Origin of the sequence: Cupriavidus sp. MP-37 (assembly GCF_020618415.1) — a bacterium.
Taxonomy (GTDB): Bacteria; Pseudomonadota; Gammaproteobacteria; order Burkholderiales; family Burkholderiaceae; genus Cupriavidus.
Genome location: NZ_CP085344.1, coordinates 48,290 through 66,275, shown reverse-complemented (window position 1 = coordinate 66,275; position 17,986 = coordinate 48,290). Strand labels below are relative to the sequence as shown.

Annotated in this window: 19 protein-coding genes; 8 read left to right on the top strand and 11 right to left on the bottom strand. The window is 67.6% G+C overall.

The genetic code is table 11. From position 1 onward, the window contains the following. Positions 1 to 6 precede the first annotated feature (6 nt). Complete coding sequence (gene gatB / locus LIN44_RS00310; RefSeq protein ID WP_227313058.1) at positions 7 to 1,464, top strand: Asp-tRNA(Asn)/Glu-tRNA(Gln) amidotransferase subunit GatB; 1,458 nt, start codon at positions 7 to 9, stop codon at positions 1,462 to 1,464. Between the two features lie 239 nt (positions 1,465 to 1,703). Further along, the gene (locus LIN44_RS00305; RefSeq protein WP_227313057.1) at positions 1,704 to 2,816 is read left to right on the top strand and encodes an IS481 family transposase; all 1,113 of its coding nucleotides are present in this window, start codon (positions 1,704 to 1,706) and stop codon (positions 2,814 to 2,816) included. Positions 2,817 to 2,981: 165 nt separating this feature from the next. On the opposite strand, the gene LIN44_RS00300 is transcribed toward LIN44_RS00305, so the two are convergent. Then, entirely contained in the window at positions 2,982 to 3,683 is a 702-nt protein-coding gene (locus LIN44_RS00300; protein ID WP_227313056.1) for a tetratricopeptide repeat protein, read from the bottom strand. A gap of 146 nt (positions 3,684 to 3,829) precedes the next feature. Continuing rightward, the gene (locus tag LIN44_RS00295; protein ID WP_227313055.1) at positions 3,830 to 4,801 is read right to left on the bottom strand and encodes a magnesium and cobalt transport protein CorA; all 972 of its coding nucleotides are present in this window, start codon (positions 4,799 to 4,801) and stop codon (positions 3,830 to 3,832) included. Between the two features lie 219 nt (positions 4,802 to 5,020). On the opposite strand from LIN44_RS00295, the gene minC reads away from it, so the two are divergent. The 4 genes from minC (at position 5,021) to LIN44_RS00275 (ending at position 8,395) form a co-directional block, all read left to right on the top strand. After that, on the top strand, positions 5,021 to 5,821 hold the full coding sequence (gene minC / locus LIN44_RS00290) for a septum site-determining protein MinC (protein WP_227313054.1): 801 nt from the start codon (positions 5,021 to 5,023) through the stop codon (positions 5,819 to 5,821). 66 nt (positions 5,822 to 5,887) lie between these two features. Then, positions 5,888 to 6,703 (top strand): septum site-determining protein MinD, encoded by an 816-nt coding sequence (minD, locus tag LIN44_RS00285; protein WP_062796161.1) that lies wholly within the window; start codon positions 5,888 to 5,890, stop codon positions 6,701 to 6,703. Between the two features lie 21 nt (positions 6,704 to 6,724). After that, positions 6,725 to 6,979 (top strand): cell division topological specificity factor MinE, encoded by a 255-nt coding sequence (gene minE / locus LIN44_RS00280; protein WP_012351386.1) that lies wholly within the window; start codon positions 6,725 to 6,727, stop codon positions 6,977 to 6,979. Positions 6,980 to 7,315: 336 nt separating this feature from the next. After that, positions 7,316 to 8,395 carry a porin gene (locus tag LIN44_RS00275; RefSeq protein WP_112776080.1) on the top strand — a complete coding sequence of 360 codons (1,080 nt, stop codon included), beginning with the start codon at positions 7,316 to 7,318 and terminating at the stop codon, positions 8,393 to 8,395. A gap of 50 nt (positions 8,396 to 8,445) precedes the next feature. On the opposite strand, the gene LIN44_RS00270 is transcribed toward LIN44_RS00275, so the two are convergent. Then, a complete protein-coding gene (locus tag LIN44_RS00270; protein ID WP_227313053.1) occupies positions 8,446 to 9,216 on the bottom strand; it encodes a sensor histidine kinase in 771 nt (256 codons plus the stop codon). Beyond that, a complete protein-coding gene (locus LIN44_RS00265; RefSeq protein WP_227313052.1) occupies positions 9,213 to 9,941 on the bottom strand; it encodes a response regulator transcription factor in 729 nt (242 codons plus the stop codon). The genes LIN44_RS00270 and LIN44_RS00265 overlap by 4 nt, the downstream gene beginning before the upstream one ends. 231 nt (positions 9,942 to 10,172) lie before the next feature. On the opposite strand from LIN44_RS00265, the gene LIN44_RS00260 reads away from it, so the two are divergent. Next, on the top strand, positions 10,173 to 10,853 hold the full coding sequence (locus tag LIN44_RS00260; RefSeq protein ID WP_227314424.1) for a response regulator transcription factor: 681 nt from the start codon (positions 10,173 to 10,175) through the stop codon (positions 10,851 to 10,853). Between the two features lie 35 nt (positions 10,854 to 10,888). Here the strand turns inward: LIN44_RS00260 and LIN44_RS00255 are convergent, their stop codons facing one another. The 4 genes from LIN44_RS00255 to LIN44_RS00240 form a co-directional block, all read right to left on the bottom strand. Beyond that, complete coding sequence (locus LIN44_RS00255; RefSeq protein ID WP_227313051.1) at positions 10,889 to 11,878, bottom strand: tripartite tricarboxylate transporter substrate binding protein; 990 nt, start codon at positions 11,876 to 11,878, stop codon at positions 10,889 to 10,891. A 98-nt stretch (positions 11,879 to 11,976) separates the two neighbouring features. After that, positions 11,977 to 12,243, bottom strand: coding sequence for a hypothetical protein (locus LIN44_RS00250; RefSeq protein WP_227313050.1), 267 nt, complete (start codon positions 12,241 to 12,243; stop codon positions 11,977 to 11,979). 87 nt (positions 12,244 to 12,330) lie between these two features. After that, positions 12,331 to 12,567, bottom strand: a complete 237-nt coding sequence (locus LIN44_RS00245; protein ID WP_227313049.1) for a hypothetical protein — start codon at positions 12,565 to 12,567, stop codon at positions 12,331 to 12,333. 21 nt (positions 12,568 to 12,588) lie between these two features. After that, on the bottom strand, positions 12,589 to 13,836 hold the full coding sequence (locus LIN44_RS00240; protein WP_227313048.1) for an MFS transporter: 1,248 nt from the start codon (positions 13,834 to 13,836) through the stop codon (positions 12,589 to 12,591). Positions 13,837 to 13,963: 127 nt separating this feature from the next. On the opposite strand from LIN44_RS00240, the gene LIN44_RS00235 reads away from it, so the two are divergent. After that, entirely contained in the window at positions 13,964 to 14,836 is an 873-nt protein-coding gene (locus LIN44_RS00235; RefSeq protein WP_227313047.1) for a helix-turn-helix domain-containing protein, read from the top strand. A gap of 6 nt (positions 14,837 to 14,842) precedes the next feature. On the opposite strand, the gene LIN44_RS00230 is transcribed toward LIN44_RS00235, so the two are convergent. The 3 genes from LIN44_RS00230 to LIN44_RS00220 form a co-directional block, all read right to left on the bottom strand. Next, positions 14,843 to 16,087: a M20 aminoacylase family protein gene (locus LIN44_RS00230; RefSeq protein ID WP_227313046.1), complete on the bottom strand. Its 1,245-nt coding sequence runs from the start codon at positions 16,085 to 16,087 to the stop codon at positions 14,843 to 14,845. Positions 16,088 to 16,291: 204 nt separating this feature from the next. Further along, on the bottom strand, positions 16,292 to 17,140 hold the full coding sequence (locus LIN44_RS00225) for a fumarylacetoacetate hydrolase family protein (RefSeq protein WP_227313045.1): 849 nt from the start codon (positions 17,138 to 17,140) through the stop codon (positions 16,292 to 16,294). Between the two features lie 31 nt (positions 17,141 to 17,171). Next, positions 17,172 to 17,846 (bottom strand): GntR family transcriptional regulator, encoded by a 675-nt coding sequence (locus LIN44_RS00220; RefSeq protein WP_227314423.1) that lies wholly within the window; start codon positions 17,844 to 17,846, stop codon positions 17,172 to 17,174. Positions 17,847 to 17,986: the final 140 nt, after the last annotated feature.

Below are 17,986 nucleotides of genomic sequence, written 5' to 3'. Positions count from 1 at the left end.
ACCGCCATGCAATGGGAAGTGGTGATCGGCCTCGAAACGCACGCGCAGCTGTCGACGGCCTCCAAGATTTTTTCCGGCACCTCCACCGCCTTCGGCGCCGAGGCCAACACGCAGGCGTCGCCGGTGGACCTGGCGCTGCCGGGCGTGCTGCCGGTGCTGAACCAGGGCGCGGTCGAGCGCGCGATCCAGTTCGGCCTGGCGATCGGCGCCACCATCGCGCCGCGCAGCGTCTTCGCGCGCAAGAACTACTTCTACCCCGACCTGCCCAAGGGCTACCAGATCAGCCAGTATGAGATCCCGGTGGTGCAGGGCGGCACCATCACCATCCAGGTCGAGGGCAGGAAGGGCGAGTTCTACGAGAAGACCGTCAACCTGACGCGCGCGCACCTGGAAGAAGATGCGGGCAAGTCGCTGCACGAGGACTTTGCCGGCATGACCGGCATCGACCTGAACCGTGCCGGCACGCCGCTGCTGGAAATCGTCACCGAGCCCGACATGCGCAGCGCCGCCGAAGCGGTGGCCTACGCCAAGGCGCTGCACTCGCTGGTGGTGTGGCTGGGCATTTGCGACGGCAACATGCAGGAAGGCAGCTTCCGCTGCGACGCCAACGTGTCGGTGCGCCCGGTCGGCCAGAAGGAATTCGGCACGCGCCGCGAGATCAAGAACCTGAACTCGTTCCGCTTCCTGCAGCAGGCCATCGAATACGAGGTGCAGTGGCAGATCGCCGAGATCGAAGACGGCCGCAAGATCCAGCAGGCCACTGTGCTGTTCGACCCGGACACCGGCGAAACGCGCGCGATGCGCACCAAGGAAGACGCGCACGATTACCGCTACTTCCCCGACCCCGACCTGATGCCGCTGGAGATCGAACCAGCCTGGATCGAGCGCGTGCGCAACGCGCTGCCCGAGCTGCCGGCCGCGATGCAGGCGCGCTTCGTGTCGCAATACGGATTGTCCGCGTATGACGCGACCACGCTGACCGCGACCAAGGCATTCGCCGCCTACTACGAGGCCGTGGTGGCCGATGCCGGCGCCGCCAACGCCAAGCCCGCCGCCAACTGGCTGATGGGCGACGTGGCCTCGCAGCTCAACCGCGAAGGCATCGCCATCGACGCCGCCCCGGTCAAGCCGGCGCAACTGGCCAGGCTGCTGGCGCGCATCGCCGACGGCACGGTGTCGAACAACACCGCCAAGAAGGACGTGTTCCCGGCGATGTGGGCGGGCGAGCACGGCGGCGACGCCGACGCCATCATCGCGGCCAAGGGGCTGAAGCAGATGTCCGACAGCGGCGAGCTGGAGAAGATCATCGACGACGTGCTGGCCGCCAATGCCAAGTCGGTCGAGGAATTCCGCTCGGGCAAGGAGAAGGCATTCAATGCGCTGGTCGGCCAGGCGATGAAGGCGACCAAGGGCAAGGCGAATCCGGCGCAGGTGAACGAGTTGTTGAGGAAGAAGCTGGGGTAAGGTTGAGCGGTTCAACCCGCGCCGGTTCGCTCCCCTCTCCCGCTTGCGGGAGAGGGGCGGGGGTGAGGGCGGACGTTTGCCGGAGCCGCGGTGATGAAAAAACGTTGGCCCCGCTTCATGTGGTTCCTAGCTAAACCACCCCTCACCCCAGCCCTCTCCTGTATAGACCGGGGACATAGGTAACAGGTGTGCCAGGACATGGGTAACACTTTTCCCGCTTAGTCAGCGGGAGGACAACGTTGCCCTGGAGCCAAACCACCGTGAAGCAGCAAAGAGAAGAGTTCGTCCGCCTGGCACGCCAGGCGGACGCCAATATTGCGGAGCTTTGCCGCCGCTTCTGCATCAGTCGCAAGACCGGTTACAAGTGGTTGAACCGAGAGGATCTGGACGACCGAACTCGGCGGCCACATAGCTCTCCCGGCCGAACGCCAGCTGCCGTCGAAGAGGGCGTGCTAGCGATCCGAGCCGAACATTCGGCCTGGGGCGCCCGCAAGATCGCACGCGTACTGGAGCGTGACCACTGCGTCCAAATCGCCCCGAGCACAGTCAATTGGGTGCTGCGCCGCCATGGCTTGATCGATCCGGCCGCCAGCTCGGCCGCTACAGCCTGGCAGCGCTTCGAGCACGACCGGCCCAATGCACTATGGCAAATTGACTTTAAAGGCCACTTCGCTACCGACACGCAGCGGTGCCACCCACTCACGGTCTTGGACGATCACTCCCGGTTCAATGTGCTGCTCAGGGCCTTGGGCAACGAACAGTTTGAATCCGTACAGGAAGCGTTAGAGAAGGCTTTTGCGCGCTATGGGCTGCCCGAGCGCATCAATGCAGACAACGGCCCGCCCTGGGGTTCTCCAGTGCCCCGTGCACTTACCACGTTGGGTGCTTGGCTGATCCGCCTGGGGGTGCGGCTCAGTCATAGCCGACCTCGCCATCCGCAGACCAACGGTAAGGACGAGCGCTTCCATCGAACCATGCAGGCAGAGCTGTTGGCCAACCAGCGCTTCCGGGATCTGGACGATGCGCAGCATCACTTCAGCCATTGGCGCCACGTGTACAACTTCAAGCGCCCACACCACGCCCTGGATATGGAGACACCCGCAAGCCGCTATGCGCCTAGTCCACGGACGATGCCGCGCGAGCTCCCGCCTATCGAGTACGGCAGCGATGACATCGTGCGAAAGGTAGGCGACGGTGGGCGCATCTGCTTCCGAGGAAAGACGTTCCGGGTCGGACGAGCCTTGGTCGGAACGCCCGTAGCGCTGCGCCCTCGCGTGGATTTGGACGGCACCTTTGATGTCTACTTCTGCCATCAGAAGGTGGCCACAATAGACCTACAGGAGGCCAATTAAGCTAGAGACTGGACTGTTACCCATGTCCTGGCACATGTGTTACCCATGTCCCCGGTCCATACACTCTCCCCATGAGGGGAGAGGGAGAACACCTTGCTTGGGCTAGCTCCGGCGGCGCTGGAGCACTCAAAACCGCCGCTTCGTTGTCGTGATGGCAGTTCTTGCCTACATCCCCGCCCTTCCCCTCACCGTCTCCTCCAGCAGCGACCGCAACTTCGCCAGCGCCCCCGGATCCCCGTGTGCCGCGGAGCGCGCGTACCAGATCTTCGCCTGCTCGATATCCCGGTCGACCACGCCAGGCTCGCCGCGTTCATAGAAGCTGCCGACGATGTACTGCGCGCCGCCATCCCCCGCGCTCGCCGCGCGCCGGTACCACGCAAACGCCTGCGCGTAGTCGCGCGGCACGCCGCGCCCGGTGAAATAGTTCGTCGCCAGTTCCATCTGCGCCTGCACGTGGCCACCCTGCGCCGCGCGCTCGTACCAGCGGTTCGCTTCTTCCAGCGATTTCGGCACCAGTTCGCCGCGCTCGTACAGGTCGCCCCAGGTGTATTGCGCATGGGTCATGCCGTTGTCGGCCGCCTTGCGCAGCCACACCAGCGCCTCTTGCGGCCGGGCGGCGGTGCCCTCGCCACGCAGCAGCATCATCGCGTAGTTGAATTGCGCGAGGCGGTTGCCCTGGCGCGCGGCGCCGGAGAAGCCCTGCAAGGCTTCATCGAAGCGCCCCGATTCGTAAGCCGCGACGGCATCGCGGGTCTGTGCCTGCGCGGGAGCGGGCGGCTGCGGTGCGGCGGCGGCCGGAGGCAGGCACAGCCATGCGCTGAGGATGCCGGCCAGCACGGCGGCATGCGGGGAACGGGCTTTCGACATGGCGGACTCCGGGCGCTGGGCCTTCTCTGCTCCAGTGTAGGAGTCTGCCGGGGTGCCGGGTAGCGGCTGCAATATCGACGGGAATAATCAACCGGCGAACAATGGCGACATGGCCATTCGTCGTACCAATATGACCAACCCCGGGCTCAGATCCACCCCGCGCGGTGCAGCCGCCGCCACAGCGCGCCACACGCCACCGCGGTCATGCCAATCACCGCCGGATAGGCGTAGTGGACCTTCAGCTCGGGCATGAAATCGAAGTTCATGCCGTACAGGCTGAACACCACGGTCGGGATCGCCAGGATCGCGCCCCAGCCGGCCAGCCGCTTGACCACTTCGTTCTGGCCGACGGTCACCAGCGCGAGATTGACCTGCACCGCCGTGGTCAGCATTTCGCGCACCACGTCGAGCGTGCGCACCAGCCGGCTGGCGTGGTCTTCGATATCGCGAAAATAGGCGCGCAACTCCCTGGGCACCAGTTCTTCGTGCAGCCGGATCAACTGGCCGCACATGTCCTCGACCGGGCTGACCGCATTGCGCAGGCGCAGCACCTGGCGCTTGATCTGGTACAGGCGCTCGATCGCGGCACGGTCGAATTCGTCGCGGAAGATGCCCTGCTCCAGCGCCTCGAAGGTGTCCTCCAGGCGCGTGACGATGGGCAGGTAGTGGTCGACGACAAAGTCCATCAGCGCGTACAGCACGTAGCCGGGGCCGTTCGCCAGGCCATGCGGGTCGTGTTCGCAGCGCTCGCGCACCGGCGCATAGGTGCTGCTCGCGCCGTGGCGAACCGAGACCACGTAGTTGGGGCCGACGAACAGATGGGTCTCGCCGACCACGACTTCATCCTGCACCAGTTGCGCGGTGTTGAGCACCACGAAGACGGAATCGCCATACGCCTCGAGCTTGGGGCGCTGGTGCGCGTTGGTCGCGTCCTCGACCGCGAGGTCGTGCAGGCCGAAGGCCTGCTGGGCCTGCCGCAGCAGCGCCAGCTCTGGCTCGTGCAGGCCCAGCCAGATGAAGGTGCCGGGCACCGCCAGCACCGCCGGGATTTCCTCCATGCTTACCGTACCGAGCCGCTTGCCCTGCCGGTAAGCCACGCAATTGACGATGGCGCCCATGGAAACTCCGCTGATCAGATGGCGCAATCGTAACAAGGCTTTGCACGATGCCCGCACTGCGCGGTTTCCGATGCCGCGCAAGCCGCGCCGGCCCCACTTGCGCTGCGCCACCGGCGCGCGCAAGGAGCCCACGCGCCACCTGCGGTACATATCGATCCAATTGTTACAGTTCGCGACAGAGACAACGTTAGAATGTGGCATTTCCACGGTCACCCGGCTATGTCCCAGAAGAAATCGCCACGCTTCGAGCTGCGCAGTGGCAACGTCGACGCCCTCCTTCTCGCCCTCCAGACCGCCGACATGGCTGCGCTGCGGGATGACCTCCTCACCCGCTTCGAAGCCACTCCCGACTTCTTCTCCAATGACGTGATCGCGCTGGACCTGCGCGCGCTGGAAGACGACAGCGAAGTCGCGCTCGGCACCGTGATCGACACGCTCGCCACGCTCAAGGCCCGCGCCATCGGCGTGGTCGCGCGTGCGGGCCAGCGCGAGTGGGCCGAGCGCTTCGGCCTGCCGCTGCTCGACAGCCAGTCCCGCCGCAGCGGCGCCGCCGAGCGCGCCGCCGAGGCCAAGGCCGCTGCCGCCGCGGAACAGGCTGCCGCCGAGCAGGCGGCGCGCGAGGAAGCCGCCCGCGCCGCGGCGCAGGCGGCCACCGACGCCGCCGTGGCCGCCGCCGTGCGCCAGACCCAGACCCTGCTGATCGACAAGCCGCTGCGCTCCGGCCAGCAGGTCTATGCGCATGGCGACGTGGTGATCATGGACGTGGTCAGCTACGGTGCCGAGGTCATCGCCGAAGGCAACATCCATATCTATGCCCCGCTACGCGGCCGCGCGCTGGCGGGCGTCAAGGGCAACACCGCCGCGCGCATCTTCAGCACGTGCATGGAGCCCGAACTGATTTCCATCGCCGGCATCTACCGGACCGCGGAGCAGACGCTTCCGGCCGATGTGCACGGCAAGACCGCCCAGGTGCGCCTGGCCGATGAAAAACTGATCCTCGAAGCGCTGCGGCTCAAGTAACCGCTCGCCCCTCGGGACCGAATCGCAGAGAGCGCAAGCTTCAACTTATTACTGGACCAAAGAGCCATGGCAAAAATCATCGTTGTGACCTCCGGCAAGGGAGGCGTCGGCAAGACCACCACCAGCGCCAGCTTTGCCGCCGGCCTGGCCCTGCGCGGCCACAAGACTGCCGTGATCGACTTCGACGTCGGCCTGCGCAACCTCGACCTGATCATGGGTTGCGAACGCCGCGTGGTGTATGACCTGATCAACGTGGTGCAGGGCGAAGCCAACCTGCGCCAGGCGCTGATCAAGGACAAGAAGTGCGAGAACCTGTTCATCCTGCCGGCCTCGCAGACGCGCGACAAGGACGCGCTCACGCGCGAGGGCGTCGAGAAGGTGATCGACGGCCTGATCGAGATGGATTTCGAATACATCGTCTGCGACTCGCCCGCCGGCATCGAATCGGGCGCGCTGATGGCCATGTACTTCGCCGACGAGGCGCTGATCGTGACCAACCCGGAAGTGTCGTCGGTGCGCGATTCGGACCGCATCCTCGGCATCCTCGCGTCCAAGACCAAGCGCGCCACCGAGGGCGGCGACCCGATCAAGGAACACCTGCTGATCACCCGCTACAACCCCAAGCGCGTGCATGGCGGCGAGATGCTGTCGCTGACCGACATCCAGGAAATCCTGCGCATCAAGCTGATCGGCGTGGTGCCGGAATCGGAAGCGGTGCTGCACGCGTCCAACCAGGGCACGCCCGCCATCCACCTGGAAGGCAGCGACGTGTCCGACGCCTACAGCGACGTGGTGGACCGCTTCCTCGGCAAGGACAAGCCGATGCGCTTCACCGACTACCAGAAGCCCGGGCTGTTCTCGCGCATCTTCGGCAACAAGTAACGGTCAAGGAGGGCTCACCCCATGTCGATCCTTTCCTTCCTGCTGGGAGAGAAGAAGAAGTCCGCGTCAGTCGCCAAGGAGCGCCTGCAGATCATTCTGGCGCACGAGCGCACCGGCCATTCCGCCCCCGCCGACTACCTGCCCGCGCTGCAGCGCGAGCTGGTGGCGGTGATCTCCAAATACGTCAAGATCGGCGACCAGGACCTGCGCGTCAGCCTGGAACGCCAGGACAACCTCGAGGTGCTCGAGGTCAAGATCGAAATCCCGCAGCACTGAGGACACAGGACCCGGCAGCGCCGGGTCCCTGCGCCCGCGGGGCTCCCCGCCCCGTTCCCTTCTCTCGCCTTCGCTCCCTGGCGCTCCAGCGCCCTGCCGTCGCGCAGCCCGGCTCCGAGGCGGTGCCACAGCGCTGCCTTTGCCCCCGAATGCAGAATTCTGTAGCGGCCAGACAACGAAATTGCACTAATTTCCTGCTTGAAAGCGCGGCTCCACGGAGTTTTGTGTCCTTGTTCCTTACGTTTTGTTAAATTTTCGCGGCGTTTACACGAAACGTAGACCATATCCCCGCCGTGATCCGGCGAAGGGCACAGTACAAGACAGAAAAGGAGCACCATGAAGAAATCGGCCATCGTCCTCGCAGCCGGCAGCCTGTTGGCAGGTTCGGCTTTCGCACAAACCTCCGTCACCCTGTACGGTATCGTCGACCAGAGCATCCGCTTCCAGACGAACGCGAACGCCAACAATGACAACTCGTGGGAACTGACCAACGGCGCCATCACCAACAGCCGCTGGGGCTTGAAGGGCAGCGAAGCCCTGGGCAACAACCTGAAGGCGATCTTCCAGCTGGAAGGCGGCTTTGACCCGGATACCGGCCGCGCCAACCAGAACAACAGCCTGTTTGGCCGTCAGGCTTACGTCGGCCTGTCGGGCGACTTCGGCACGATCAAGCTGGGCCGCCAGTACACCGAAGGCTTTAACTTCTTCGGCGACTACGATCCGCTGACCATCGGCAACTACACCAACAACGCCTGGCCGTTCTTCCTGACCCAGTTCCGCAACAACAACGTGGTCAGCTACGCCGGCAAGTTCGGCGGCCTGGACGTCGGCGCCAGCTACGGCTTCGGCGAGCAGCCGGGCAGCATGAGCCAGAACCAGTACTGGGGCACCCGTGCCGCCTACTCGTTCGGTCCGTTCGGCATCGGCGGCGTGTACCAGGAAGTCCGCGATATCAACGGCAACAAGCAGCAAATGTGGGGCGCTGCCGGTAAGTACGCCTTTGGCCCGGCCAAGCTGTTCGTGGGTTACATCGGCGGCAAGGACCGCACCGGCGTCATCGACAACGGCTTCCTGAACAACTCGGCTGCCGCTCCGGCACCGGGCGTGGTCGCCGCCGGCGCTGCCAGCAACCCGCGCAAGGACACCATCGGCTACATCGGCCTGACCTACCAGGCCACCCCGGCCCTGGCGCTGACCGGCGTGTTCTACGGCGACTACGTCGAGAACAAGAACGGCGTGAACAACAACAACGGCCGCCGCTACACCGGCGTGCTGCTGGCCGAGTACTCGCTGTCCAAGCGCACCCAGGTCTACGGCACGGTTGACTTCAACAAGGTTTCGGGCGGCACCACCACCGAAATGCCGGGCCGCAACAACCAGACCGGCGCTGCGCTGGGCATCCGCCACATCTTCTGATCGATACCTGATCAGCAGTTCCTGGCAAAGGCACCTTCGGGTGCCTTTTTTCATGGGCGCGGCCGGCGCCGCAGCCACAGGTACCAGCCGGCCTGCGCGGCAACGCCCTGGTTTGGCTGCAGCGGCTGGAGCGGCACCAGCAGGCCGCCATGGCGCGCCACCACGCGCTGCGCGCACAGCAGCGCGGGCCCGGGCCGGGCCAGTTGCACGGCGCCCGCGTCGTCGGCGGGCTGGAACACGATCGTCAGCGCCACGCCACCGGCATGGCCGCGGCACGCGGTGCGCAGCACCGTGTCATGCGCCGCGGCGCCGATGGCGCTGCCCAGCAGCCATTCCAGCGTGCCGGCGAGCATCGCCGCGTCCCCGCCGATGCGGGGCAGGCGCGCGGCCGGGCGTTCCAGCCGGATCCCGGCCTCGCCGGCTTCGGTCCAGACGCGGTCCAGCGCCGCATCGAGCAGGGTCTCCATGGCGATCCGCCGCATCCGGTAGGCATGCCGCGTTTCGCGCAGCAGCCGGTTCAGGTCGTCGATATGGCGCAGCGAGCGGCGCGCGTGGCCGCCGACCTGCGCCAGCAGCGCCGCATCGGCCTGCGACCGGGTCTGGCGCAGCGCCAGCCACGCTAGCAGCGAGGCATTGGGTTCGCGCAGGTCGTGGCCCAGCACATGCAGCAGCATGTCCTGCACGGCGGCGGGGTCGCGCACGTCGCCGCCGCTTGCCGGCGCCGGCATCGCAGCTGCGCTGCAGCGACGTCGCGCCAGCCGGCAGCCGCTCAGGCACAACGCCGCAGCAAGCAGGGCAAGGCACAGCTGGCGCGCCGTCATGCTGCGGCCCGCTCGGCGTGTGCCAGGCGCTCCAGCCGATAGCCGTGCGTATAGACCGGCGTCAGCCGCATGCCGTGCTCCGCTTGCAGCCCGAGCTTGCTGCGCACGCGCGATACGTGGGTATCGATGGTGCGCGACAACGGCGAGATCTCGCGGCCCCAGACCGCGGCCGTGATGTGGTCGCGCGTGACGATGCGGCCTTCGTGGCGGAACAGCAGCACCGCGAGGTCGAATTCCTTGGGTGTCAGGCCGATCGGCTGGCCGTTGCAGGTGACCCGGCGCAGCGCGCAGTCGAAGGCGTAATCGCCCAATCGCAGCGGCGCGTGCGGCGACGCCTGCGCGGGATACGCGCGCCGCAGCAGGCATTCGATGCGCGCGGCCAGTTCGGCCGGGCGGATCGGCTTGACCATGTAGTCGTCGGCGCCCGCGGCCAGCGCGCTGACGATATCGTGCTCGGCATCGCGGCCGCTCAGGAACATGACCGGGATGCGCCGGTCCAGGTGGGTGCGGACCCAGGCCAGTACCTCGCGCCCGGACAGGTCCGGCATCTGCCAGTCCAGCAGCAGCAGGTCGAAGCCGGCGTCGCGCAGCGCCAGCAGCAGGCGCCGGCTCTCGCTGAAGCTGACGCATTCGAATCCCGCGCTGGCGACGACTTGGCGGATCAGCGCCGCATCCGCGGGCGCGTCCTCGAGCGATGCAATGCGCGATGCTGTTTTCTTTCCCATGTTGCCTCCGACGGAACTGCCCATTAGCGGGTCATTTAAGCCGGTGTTGCGGGCCGCACGAATAGGAAAGCGCTCAATCTCGCCTTTCAACAATCTTTTACTTCTCGCCTTAGTAGGCCGCTCCTACCATGGGCTTCGCTGCGGGCCGACCCGTGCCCGCGCAACCTGTTTGTCGAGTTGTGTCCACCCCGGCGACGCACTGCGGTGCGTCCGCGCACAGGAGCCATGTCCGTGAAGATCGCCGCGCTGCAGGCGGACCCCACCCTCGCCGTCAGCATCGAACAGACCCTGCGCCTGAACGGCCACCAGTGCACGCGCTACCTCAGCGGGCGCAGCCTGATCGGCGCGCTGCGCGCCCGGCCGTTCGACCTGCTGATGCTGGATTGCGATACGCCGGGCCTGCCGGCGCTGGAAGTGCTGGCGTGGGTGCGCCGCACCTTGGGCAACGAGATGCCGGTGATGCTGACCGGGGCCTCGAACGAAGAAGGCTTTGTCGCGGCCTGCCTGGCGCAGGGCGCGGACAGCTACCTGCCCAAGCCGCTGCGCGCCGCGGAACTGGCCGCGCGCGTGCTGGCGCTGCTGCGCCGCGCGCGGCCGGCCAGCGCCGACTGCGACCTGGAACACGGGCCGTTCCGCTTTGCCACCGCCGAGCGGCAGGTGTGGGTGCAGGGCAAGCCGGTGCTGCTGGCCCCGAAGGAATTCGACCTGGCGGTGCTGCTGTTCCGCAACCTGGGGTCGCTGGTGCTGCGCCAGACCATGGTCGACCAGGTCTGGCGCTATCACATGGACGCGGCCTCGCGCACCGTCGACAGCCACTTGTCGCGCGTGCGCACCAAGCTGGCGCTGTGGCCGCACAACGGCGTGCGGCTGTCGTCGGTGTACGGGCTGGGCAGCCGGCTCGATGCGGCCTAGCGCGGCCCTGGTGCCGGCGCGCCCGGCCCGGTCATTCAGTCAGCCTTGATCCCGGCTTCCCTGACGATGCGGGCGTTCTCCGCGGACTCTTCGCGGATGGCCTTGGCAAACTGCGCCGGCGTGCCGCCGGTCGGCACTTCGCCGCCCTTGAGCAGGCGCTCGTGCACTTCCGGCTCGGCCAGCGCCTTGTTCAGCTCGGCGTTCAGGCGGTTGATGATGGCCGCAGGGGTCTTGCCCGGGGCGAAAATGCCGAAGGTCGAGGTCAGGTTGGCCTTGGGGTAGCCCAGCTCGGCCAGCGTCGGCACGGCGGGCAGGCTTTCCAGGCGCTTCGGTGCGCCCACCGCCAGCGCGCGCAGGCGGCCGGCCTGCATATGCTGGCTCAGCACCGGGCTGGCGTTGGTGCTCATCACCTCGAACTGGCCGCCGAGCGCATCGTTCATCTGCTGGCCCGCGCCCTTGTACGGGATCAGCACGATGTCGGCCTTCGACTTCTGCTTGATCTGTTCCAGCACCACATGGCCGACCGTGCCCAGGCCCGAAGTGGCCCAGCGTACCGAACCGGGCCTGGCACTGGCCTGGCCGACCACGTCGGCAAAGCTCTTGCCGCCGAACGCGGAAGTCGCAACCACCAGCACCGGCGAATACATGACGCTCATCACCGGCGCCACATCCTTCTGCGGATCGTAGTTGACGCGGCCGACATGCGGATTCAGCGTGAGCGGGCTGGTCGCGGCAAAGCCGAGCGTGTAGCCGTCCGGCGCGGCCTTGGCGACCGCGTCGATGCCGATGCTGCCGCCGGCGCCGGCCTTGTTCTCGACCACCACCGAGGTGCCCATTTGCGCCGACAGCCGTTCGCCGAGCGCGCGCGCCACGGTGTCGCTGATGCCGCCGGTGGGATAGGCGACGATCAGGCGGATCGGGCGGCTGGGATAGGCGTCGGCCGCGGCGGCGGCGGCAGGGGCAAGTGCGGCGGCACTGAACACGCACGCTGCGGCCAGCAGCGACGGGCGGAAGGGGAAGGCCATGATGGGAACGCGGGAGAGATTCGACGGGAGCGGCCGCGCGGCCCAATTGGCCGGCGCGGCGCGGAACAGCCGCTATCTTAGCCGATCATGCGGCGCGCTCAGCGCTCCAGCGGCCGCTCCGGCACCCACGAGACAAAGAGCTCGTTGGCGCGGTCGTAGAGCCGCCACCCGGTGCCGCAGTCGCGGCAGCAGAACGACAGCATGCTGTACGGCACGCCGGCGGCACTCTGCGTCACCACCGGCGCAGTGCCGCGCAACGCCAGGCAGGCCGGTGGCTCACGCCGGCGCGGGTCGTCGGCGAGCGCCAGGCAGCGCTCGCAGGGCGGCGTGGCAGGAGCGGCGGAAGGATCTGGGACGGGTGGCATCGTCGGCGGGAACGGGCACGTCGGACTTGAGTGCCCGCCATGATGCCGCAAAAGTCCGCCCGGCAGCAGCACCCTTCGCGGATGACATCAGGCCGGCTGCGCGCGCGCCACCGTGGCCGGCGCGGCCGCGCGCTGGCCAAGCCACACGCTGGCCAGCACCAGCAGCGCGCCGGCCGCCTGCATCGCTGTCAGTGGCTGCCCCAGCACCAGGCGCGCGAACGGCCTGACCGCGACCGAGCGCGCACAACTGGCCGCGCTGCTGCGCCGCTGGCTGCGCATGTTCGAGCCGCTGTCCGGCGATGGCGGCGATGGCGGCGAAGGCAAGTCAGGTAGCTAAGACACGCTTCAGGCGCGCTGCGGGCCCTCGCGCAGATCCGGCAGGAACACCGTCAGCAAGCCCAGCAGCGGCAGGTAGGCGCAGTACTCGTACACCGCGCGGATGCCGTGCGTATCGGCCATGCCGCCCAGCACCGCGGCGCCGATGCCGCCCATGCCGAAGGCAAAGCCGAAAAACAGCCCCGACACCATGCCGACCTTGCCGGGGATCAGTTCCTGCGCGAACACCAGGATCGCCGAGAACGCCGAGGCCAGGATAAAGCCGATGATGAAGGTCAGCACCGTGGTCCAGAACAGGCCCACGTGCGGCAGCAGCAGCGTGAACGGCGCCACGCCCAGGATCGAGGCCCAGATCACGCGCTTGCGGCCGATGCGGTCGCCGATCGGGCCGCCCAGGATGGTGCCGGCGGCGACCGCGAACAGGAACAGGAATAAGTGCAGCTGCGCGTCCTGGCGCGCCAGCGCGAAGCGCTCCATCAGGTAGAAGGTGTAGTACGAGGTCAGGCTGGCCATGTAGAAGTACTTGGAGAACACCAGCACCATCAGCACCACCATGGCCCGCACCACCACGCGCGTCGCCACGGGGCTGGACGCGGCGCCGGCGGCCTTGCGCTTGCGCGCGCCCTGCGCCAGCTGGCGCGCGTACCAGCCGCCGATGCGCCACAGCACCACGATGCCCACCAGCGCCGCCAGCGAGAACCACGCCAGGCTGGCCTGCTGGTGCACGATCAGCGCCGCCAGCAGCGGGCCCATGGCGCTGCCGCCGTTGCCGCCCACCTGGAAGATCGACTGCGCCAGCCCGTGCTGGCCGCCCGACGCCATGCGCGCCACGCGCGACGACTCCGGATGGAAGATTGACGAGCCGGTGCCGACCAGCGCCGCGGCCACCAGCAGCACGCCATAGCTGGGCGCGACCGACAGCAGCAGCAGGCCGGCCAGCGTAAAGGCCATCGCCACCGCCAGCGAATGCGGCCTGGGATGCTTGTCGGTGTACAGGCCCACCACCGGCTGCAGCAGCGACGCGGTGATCTGGTAAGTCATGGTCAGCAGCCCGATCTGGGTGAAGCTGAGGTTGAAGCCGCCCTTCAGCATCGGATAGATCGCCAGGATCAGCGACTGGATCATGTCGTTGAGGAAGTGGGCGAAGCTGATGGCGGACAGCACGCGGAAACCGGTGCGTTCCGCCTGCGGCGACGGGGCAAGTGAAGGCGTCGCGGAGGATGCGCCAGCCGGCGCGGAGTCGATGGTTGTGCTCATTGGCGGCTCTCGACAAACGGAAAGCGGCCAGCGGGGGCGCCGGCCAGAAAGGATCTGAGCACCGATGCTAGCTGGCGCGCCCGCGCCTGTCCTGCGAGAATAGGTCCGCAACCTTGGAGAAAAGGACATGGCGCGCGCCCCCCGCCCGCTTTCCGACGCGGCCCCCGCCAGCCGCCGGACCCGGCCGGCACTGCCCGATCCCACGCCCGAGACGCTGGCGCTGGGCGATACCTACGCCGATCCGCCGCCCTATTTCCGCTTCGACCGCAGCCCGCTGCCGGTCACCGCGATGGCGGCCGACTACCTGCCTGGCCACGTGACCCAGCCGCACCAGCATCCGCACGCGCAACTGATCCACGCGGTGCACGGCGTGATGGTGGTGGCCACCGCCGAAGGCCAGTGGATCGTGCCGCCCACGCGCGGCATGTGGATGCCCGGCGGCACCACGCACTGGATCCGCATGGTGGGCCGGGTGCAGATGCGCACCGCGTATATCCGCCCCGATGCCGCGCCCGACCTGCCGCAGCGCTGCACCGTGCTGGGCATCTCGCCGCTGCTGCGCGAGCTGATCCTGGCCGCGGTGGAGATCGCCCTGCCCTATGCGCCCGACACGCGCGACGCGCGGCTGATGCGGCTGCTGCTCGATGAAGTGATGCTGGTGCCGTCGCTGCCGCTGCACTTGCCGCGCCCGGCCGATGCCAGCCTGCGGCAGATCTGCGACGCCATCGCCGGCGCGCCCGACACCGCGCTGACGCTGGCGGACTGGGGCGCGCGGCTGGGGCTGGATCCCAAGACCATCCAGCGCCGCTTTGCGCGCGAAACCGGCATGACCTTCGGCCAGTGGCGCCAACAGGCACGCCTGCTGGCCGCGCTGGAAAAACTGGCGGCCGGCAGCAAGGTGGTCGATGTGGCGCTGGACCTGGGCTATGACAGCCCGAGCGCGTTCGCCACCATGTTCCGGCGGCAGTTCGGCGTGCCGCCGAGCGCGTTCTTCCGCTAGGGCGGCTCAGTTGCCCAGGTAGCGCTCCACCAGCCGCGTCCAGTAAGCGGCGCCGACGGTCAGGTTGTCGTCGTTGAAGTCATAGCCGGCGTTGTGCAGCAGCGGCTGGTTGGCGCCGTTGCCCAGCCGCACGAAGCAGCCGGGACGCTGCTGCAGGAAGTAGGCGAAGTCCTCGCTGCCGGCGATGCGCGCGGCCTGGTCCACCACCTTGCCGCCGCCGACCAGTTCCTCGGCCACCTGGCGCGCGAACTCGGTCTCGCGCTCGCTGTTGACCAGCACCGGGTAGCCGCGCACGTAGTCGATCTCGGCCACCGCGCCGTAGCCTTCGGCGTGCGAGGTGGCGAGCTGGCGGATGCGGTGCTCCAATGAAGCGCGCACCTCGGGGCTGAACGAGCGCACGCTGAGTTCCATGCGGGCGTGGTCCGGGATCACGTTGGGCGCGTGGCCGGCGTGCAGCGTGCCGATTGTCACCACCGCGGTTTCGTTGGGGTCGACATAGCGCGATACCACCGACTGCAGCGCCATCACCAGGCTGCCCGCCACCAGGATCGGATCGACCGACTGGTGCGGGCGCGCCGCGTGGCCGCCCTTGCCGCGGATGGTAATGGTGACGGTGTCGCACGCCGCCATGAACGGGCCCGAGCGGAACAGGAAAGTCCCCTGCTCCACGCCCGGATGGTTATGCAGCCCGAAGATGGCATCGCACGGAAAGCGCTCGAACAGCCCGTCGGCCAGCATGCGCTCGGCGCCGCCGCCGGCGCCGATTTCCTCGGCCGGCTGGAAGATCAGGTGCACGGTGCCGTTGAAATTGCGCGTGCGCGCCAGTTGCCGGGCCGCGCCGAGCAGGATCGCGGTGTGGCCGTCGTGGCCGCAGGCGTGCATGCGGCCGGCGTTGACGCTGGCGTACGGCAGCGCGGTGCGCTCGTGGATCGGCAAGGCGTCCATGTCGGCGCGGATGCCCACGCTATGCCCGCTCTCGCCGCTGCGCAACGTCCCCACCACCCCGGTCCCGCCCACGCCGCGCGTGACCGCGTAGCCCCAGCCTTCCAGCAAGGTGGCGACCAGGCCGGCGGTGCGGACTTCGTCGAAGGCCAGTTCGGGATGCTGGTGGATATTGCGCCGGATGGCTTCGAGTTCGGCGCGGCTGTCGAGGGTATCGGCCAGCGCGCAGTATCGGTGCTTCAGCGGGGACGCGGGGGACTGGAGGGTGGCGCCGAGGTAAGACTCGATTTCGGGGGCGTGCTCTGACATGACGTTTTGCTCTCTGGCGAAACCTGTATAACCAGTATTTCACGCAGATAACGCGAGCGAAACGCCAGGCCCCCGATTTCCTGTAAAACCATGTAATCCGGCCGCATTCTGCGCCAGAACTGTTGCCCTAATCGTACGCTTTGTGTGGAAACCCAACGCTTTGTATGAAAGCGTATCGACGGGGAACCCTTCCGGCGCCTGTCCTCACCGCTCGCCGTACGCCACCACCCGCTGCGTCTGCTCGCCCAGCCCGTCGACGCCCAGGCGCATGGTGTCGCCGGCTTTGAGGTAGCGCGGCGGCTTGCAGCCCATGCCCACGCCGGGCGGCGTGCCGGTTGCGATCAGGTCGCCTGGCAGCAGCGTCATGAAGCGGCTGACATAGCTGACCAGCGTGGCCACGTCGAACACCATGGTCGCAGTGGTGCCCTGCTGCACGCGCTCGCCGTTGACCTCCAGCCACAGCCCCAGCGCCTGCGGGTCCGCCACTTCGTCGCGCGTCACCAGCCACGGGCCGGCCGGGCAGAAGGTGTCGCAGCCCTTGCCCTTGTCCCAGGTGCCGCCGCGCTCGATCTGGAACTCACGCTCGGAGACATCATTGACCACGCAGTAGCCGGCCACGTGCTCCAGCGCCTGCTCGCGCGAGACGTTGCGCGCGGTGGTGCCGATGACCACGCCCAGCTCCACTTCCCAGTCGGTCTTGGTCGAGCCGAACGGCAGCATCACCGCATCGTTGGGGCCATTGAGCGAGCTGTTGGCCTTCAGGAACACGATCGGCTCGGCCGGCAGCGGCATGCCGGCTTCGGCGGCGTGGTCGGCATAGTTCAGGCCGATCGCAACGATCTTGCCGAGTCCGCTCCAGGGCACGCCAAAACGCGCGCCGTCGATGACCGGCAGGGTCTGCGGGTCGACCTGCGCCAGCGCCTCCAGCGCCGCCGGCGCCAGTTGCGCCGCATCGACATCGCGGATCACGCCGGACAGGTCGCGCACGCGGCCTGCCGCATCGATCATGCCGGGGCGCTCGGCGCCGGGGTTGCCTACTCGGACCAGTTTCATCGTCGTCTTTTTGGGTGGAGGGATAAGGGGTTCAGGCGGATTGCTCGAGCGCGCCGTTGCGCCCGTTGCCTTCGGCCAGCGTTTGCGCCACCACGGTCAGCACTTCCCGGGCGGTGTTCTCGGAGTGGCTGCGCAGCACCTGGGCCAGCCGCGGCCGGCCGGGCTCGCGCAGCGCGGCCATGATGGCTTCGTGTTCCTCGTGCGACTCCTGCCAGCGCAGCGTATCGGCGTTGGCGGCGCCGCGCGCGCGGTGCACCTTGCTCATCAGCGTGGCGTAGATGCCCGCCAGCACCGGGTTGGCGGCGCCGTCGATGATGAGCTGGTGGATTTCCTGGTTGATGCGGAAATAGTCGGTGCGACGGCCGGCGGCATGGGCATCGATCATGGCCTGGTGGCGCCGCTCCAGCTTGGCCATCGCCGCCGCGCCCAGACGCTGCGCCGCCAGTTCCCCCGCCAGCGCCTCCAGCCCGTGCAGCGTTTCGAACGTGGCGCGCAATTCGTCCAGGTCCAGCGGCGCGACCCGATAGCCGATGTACTGCCGGTGCAGCACCAGCCCCTCGGACACCAGCACCTTCAGCGCCTCGCGCAGCGGCGTCTTGGACACATCGAAGGTCTCGCAGAAGGCCCGTTCATCGATGCGCACGCCGGGCGGCAACTCGCCCTCTTCGATCATGGTGCGCAGCCGCGCGGCGATCTCGGCCGACATGCCAAGCGTGCGCAGGCGCGCGGAAGGGGAAAGCGTTTGTGTCACAGACGTCACCAAAATGGGGAAATGCACCACAGCAAGGCTACCACACCCTGAAATTGGGCATTAGCAACTTCGTAAAATCAACAACTTACACGCGT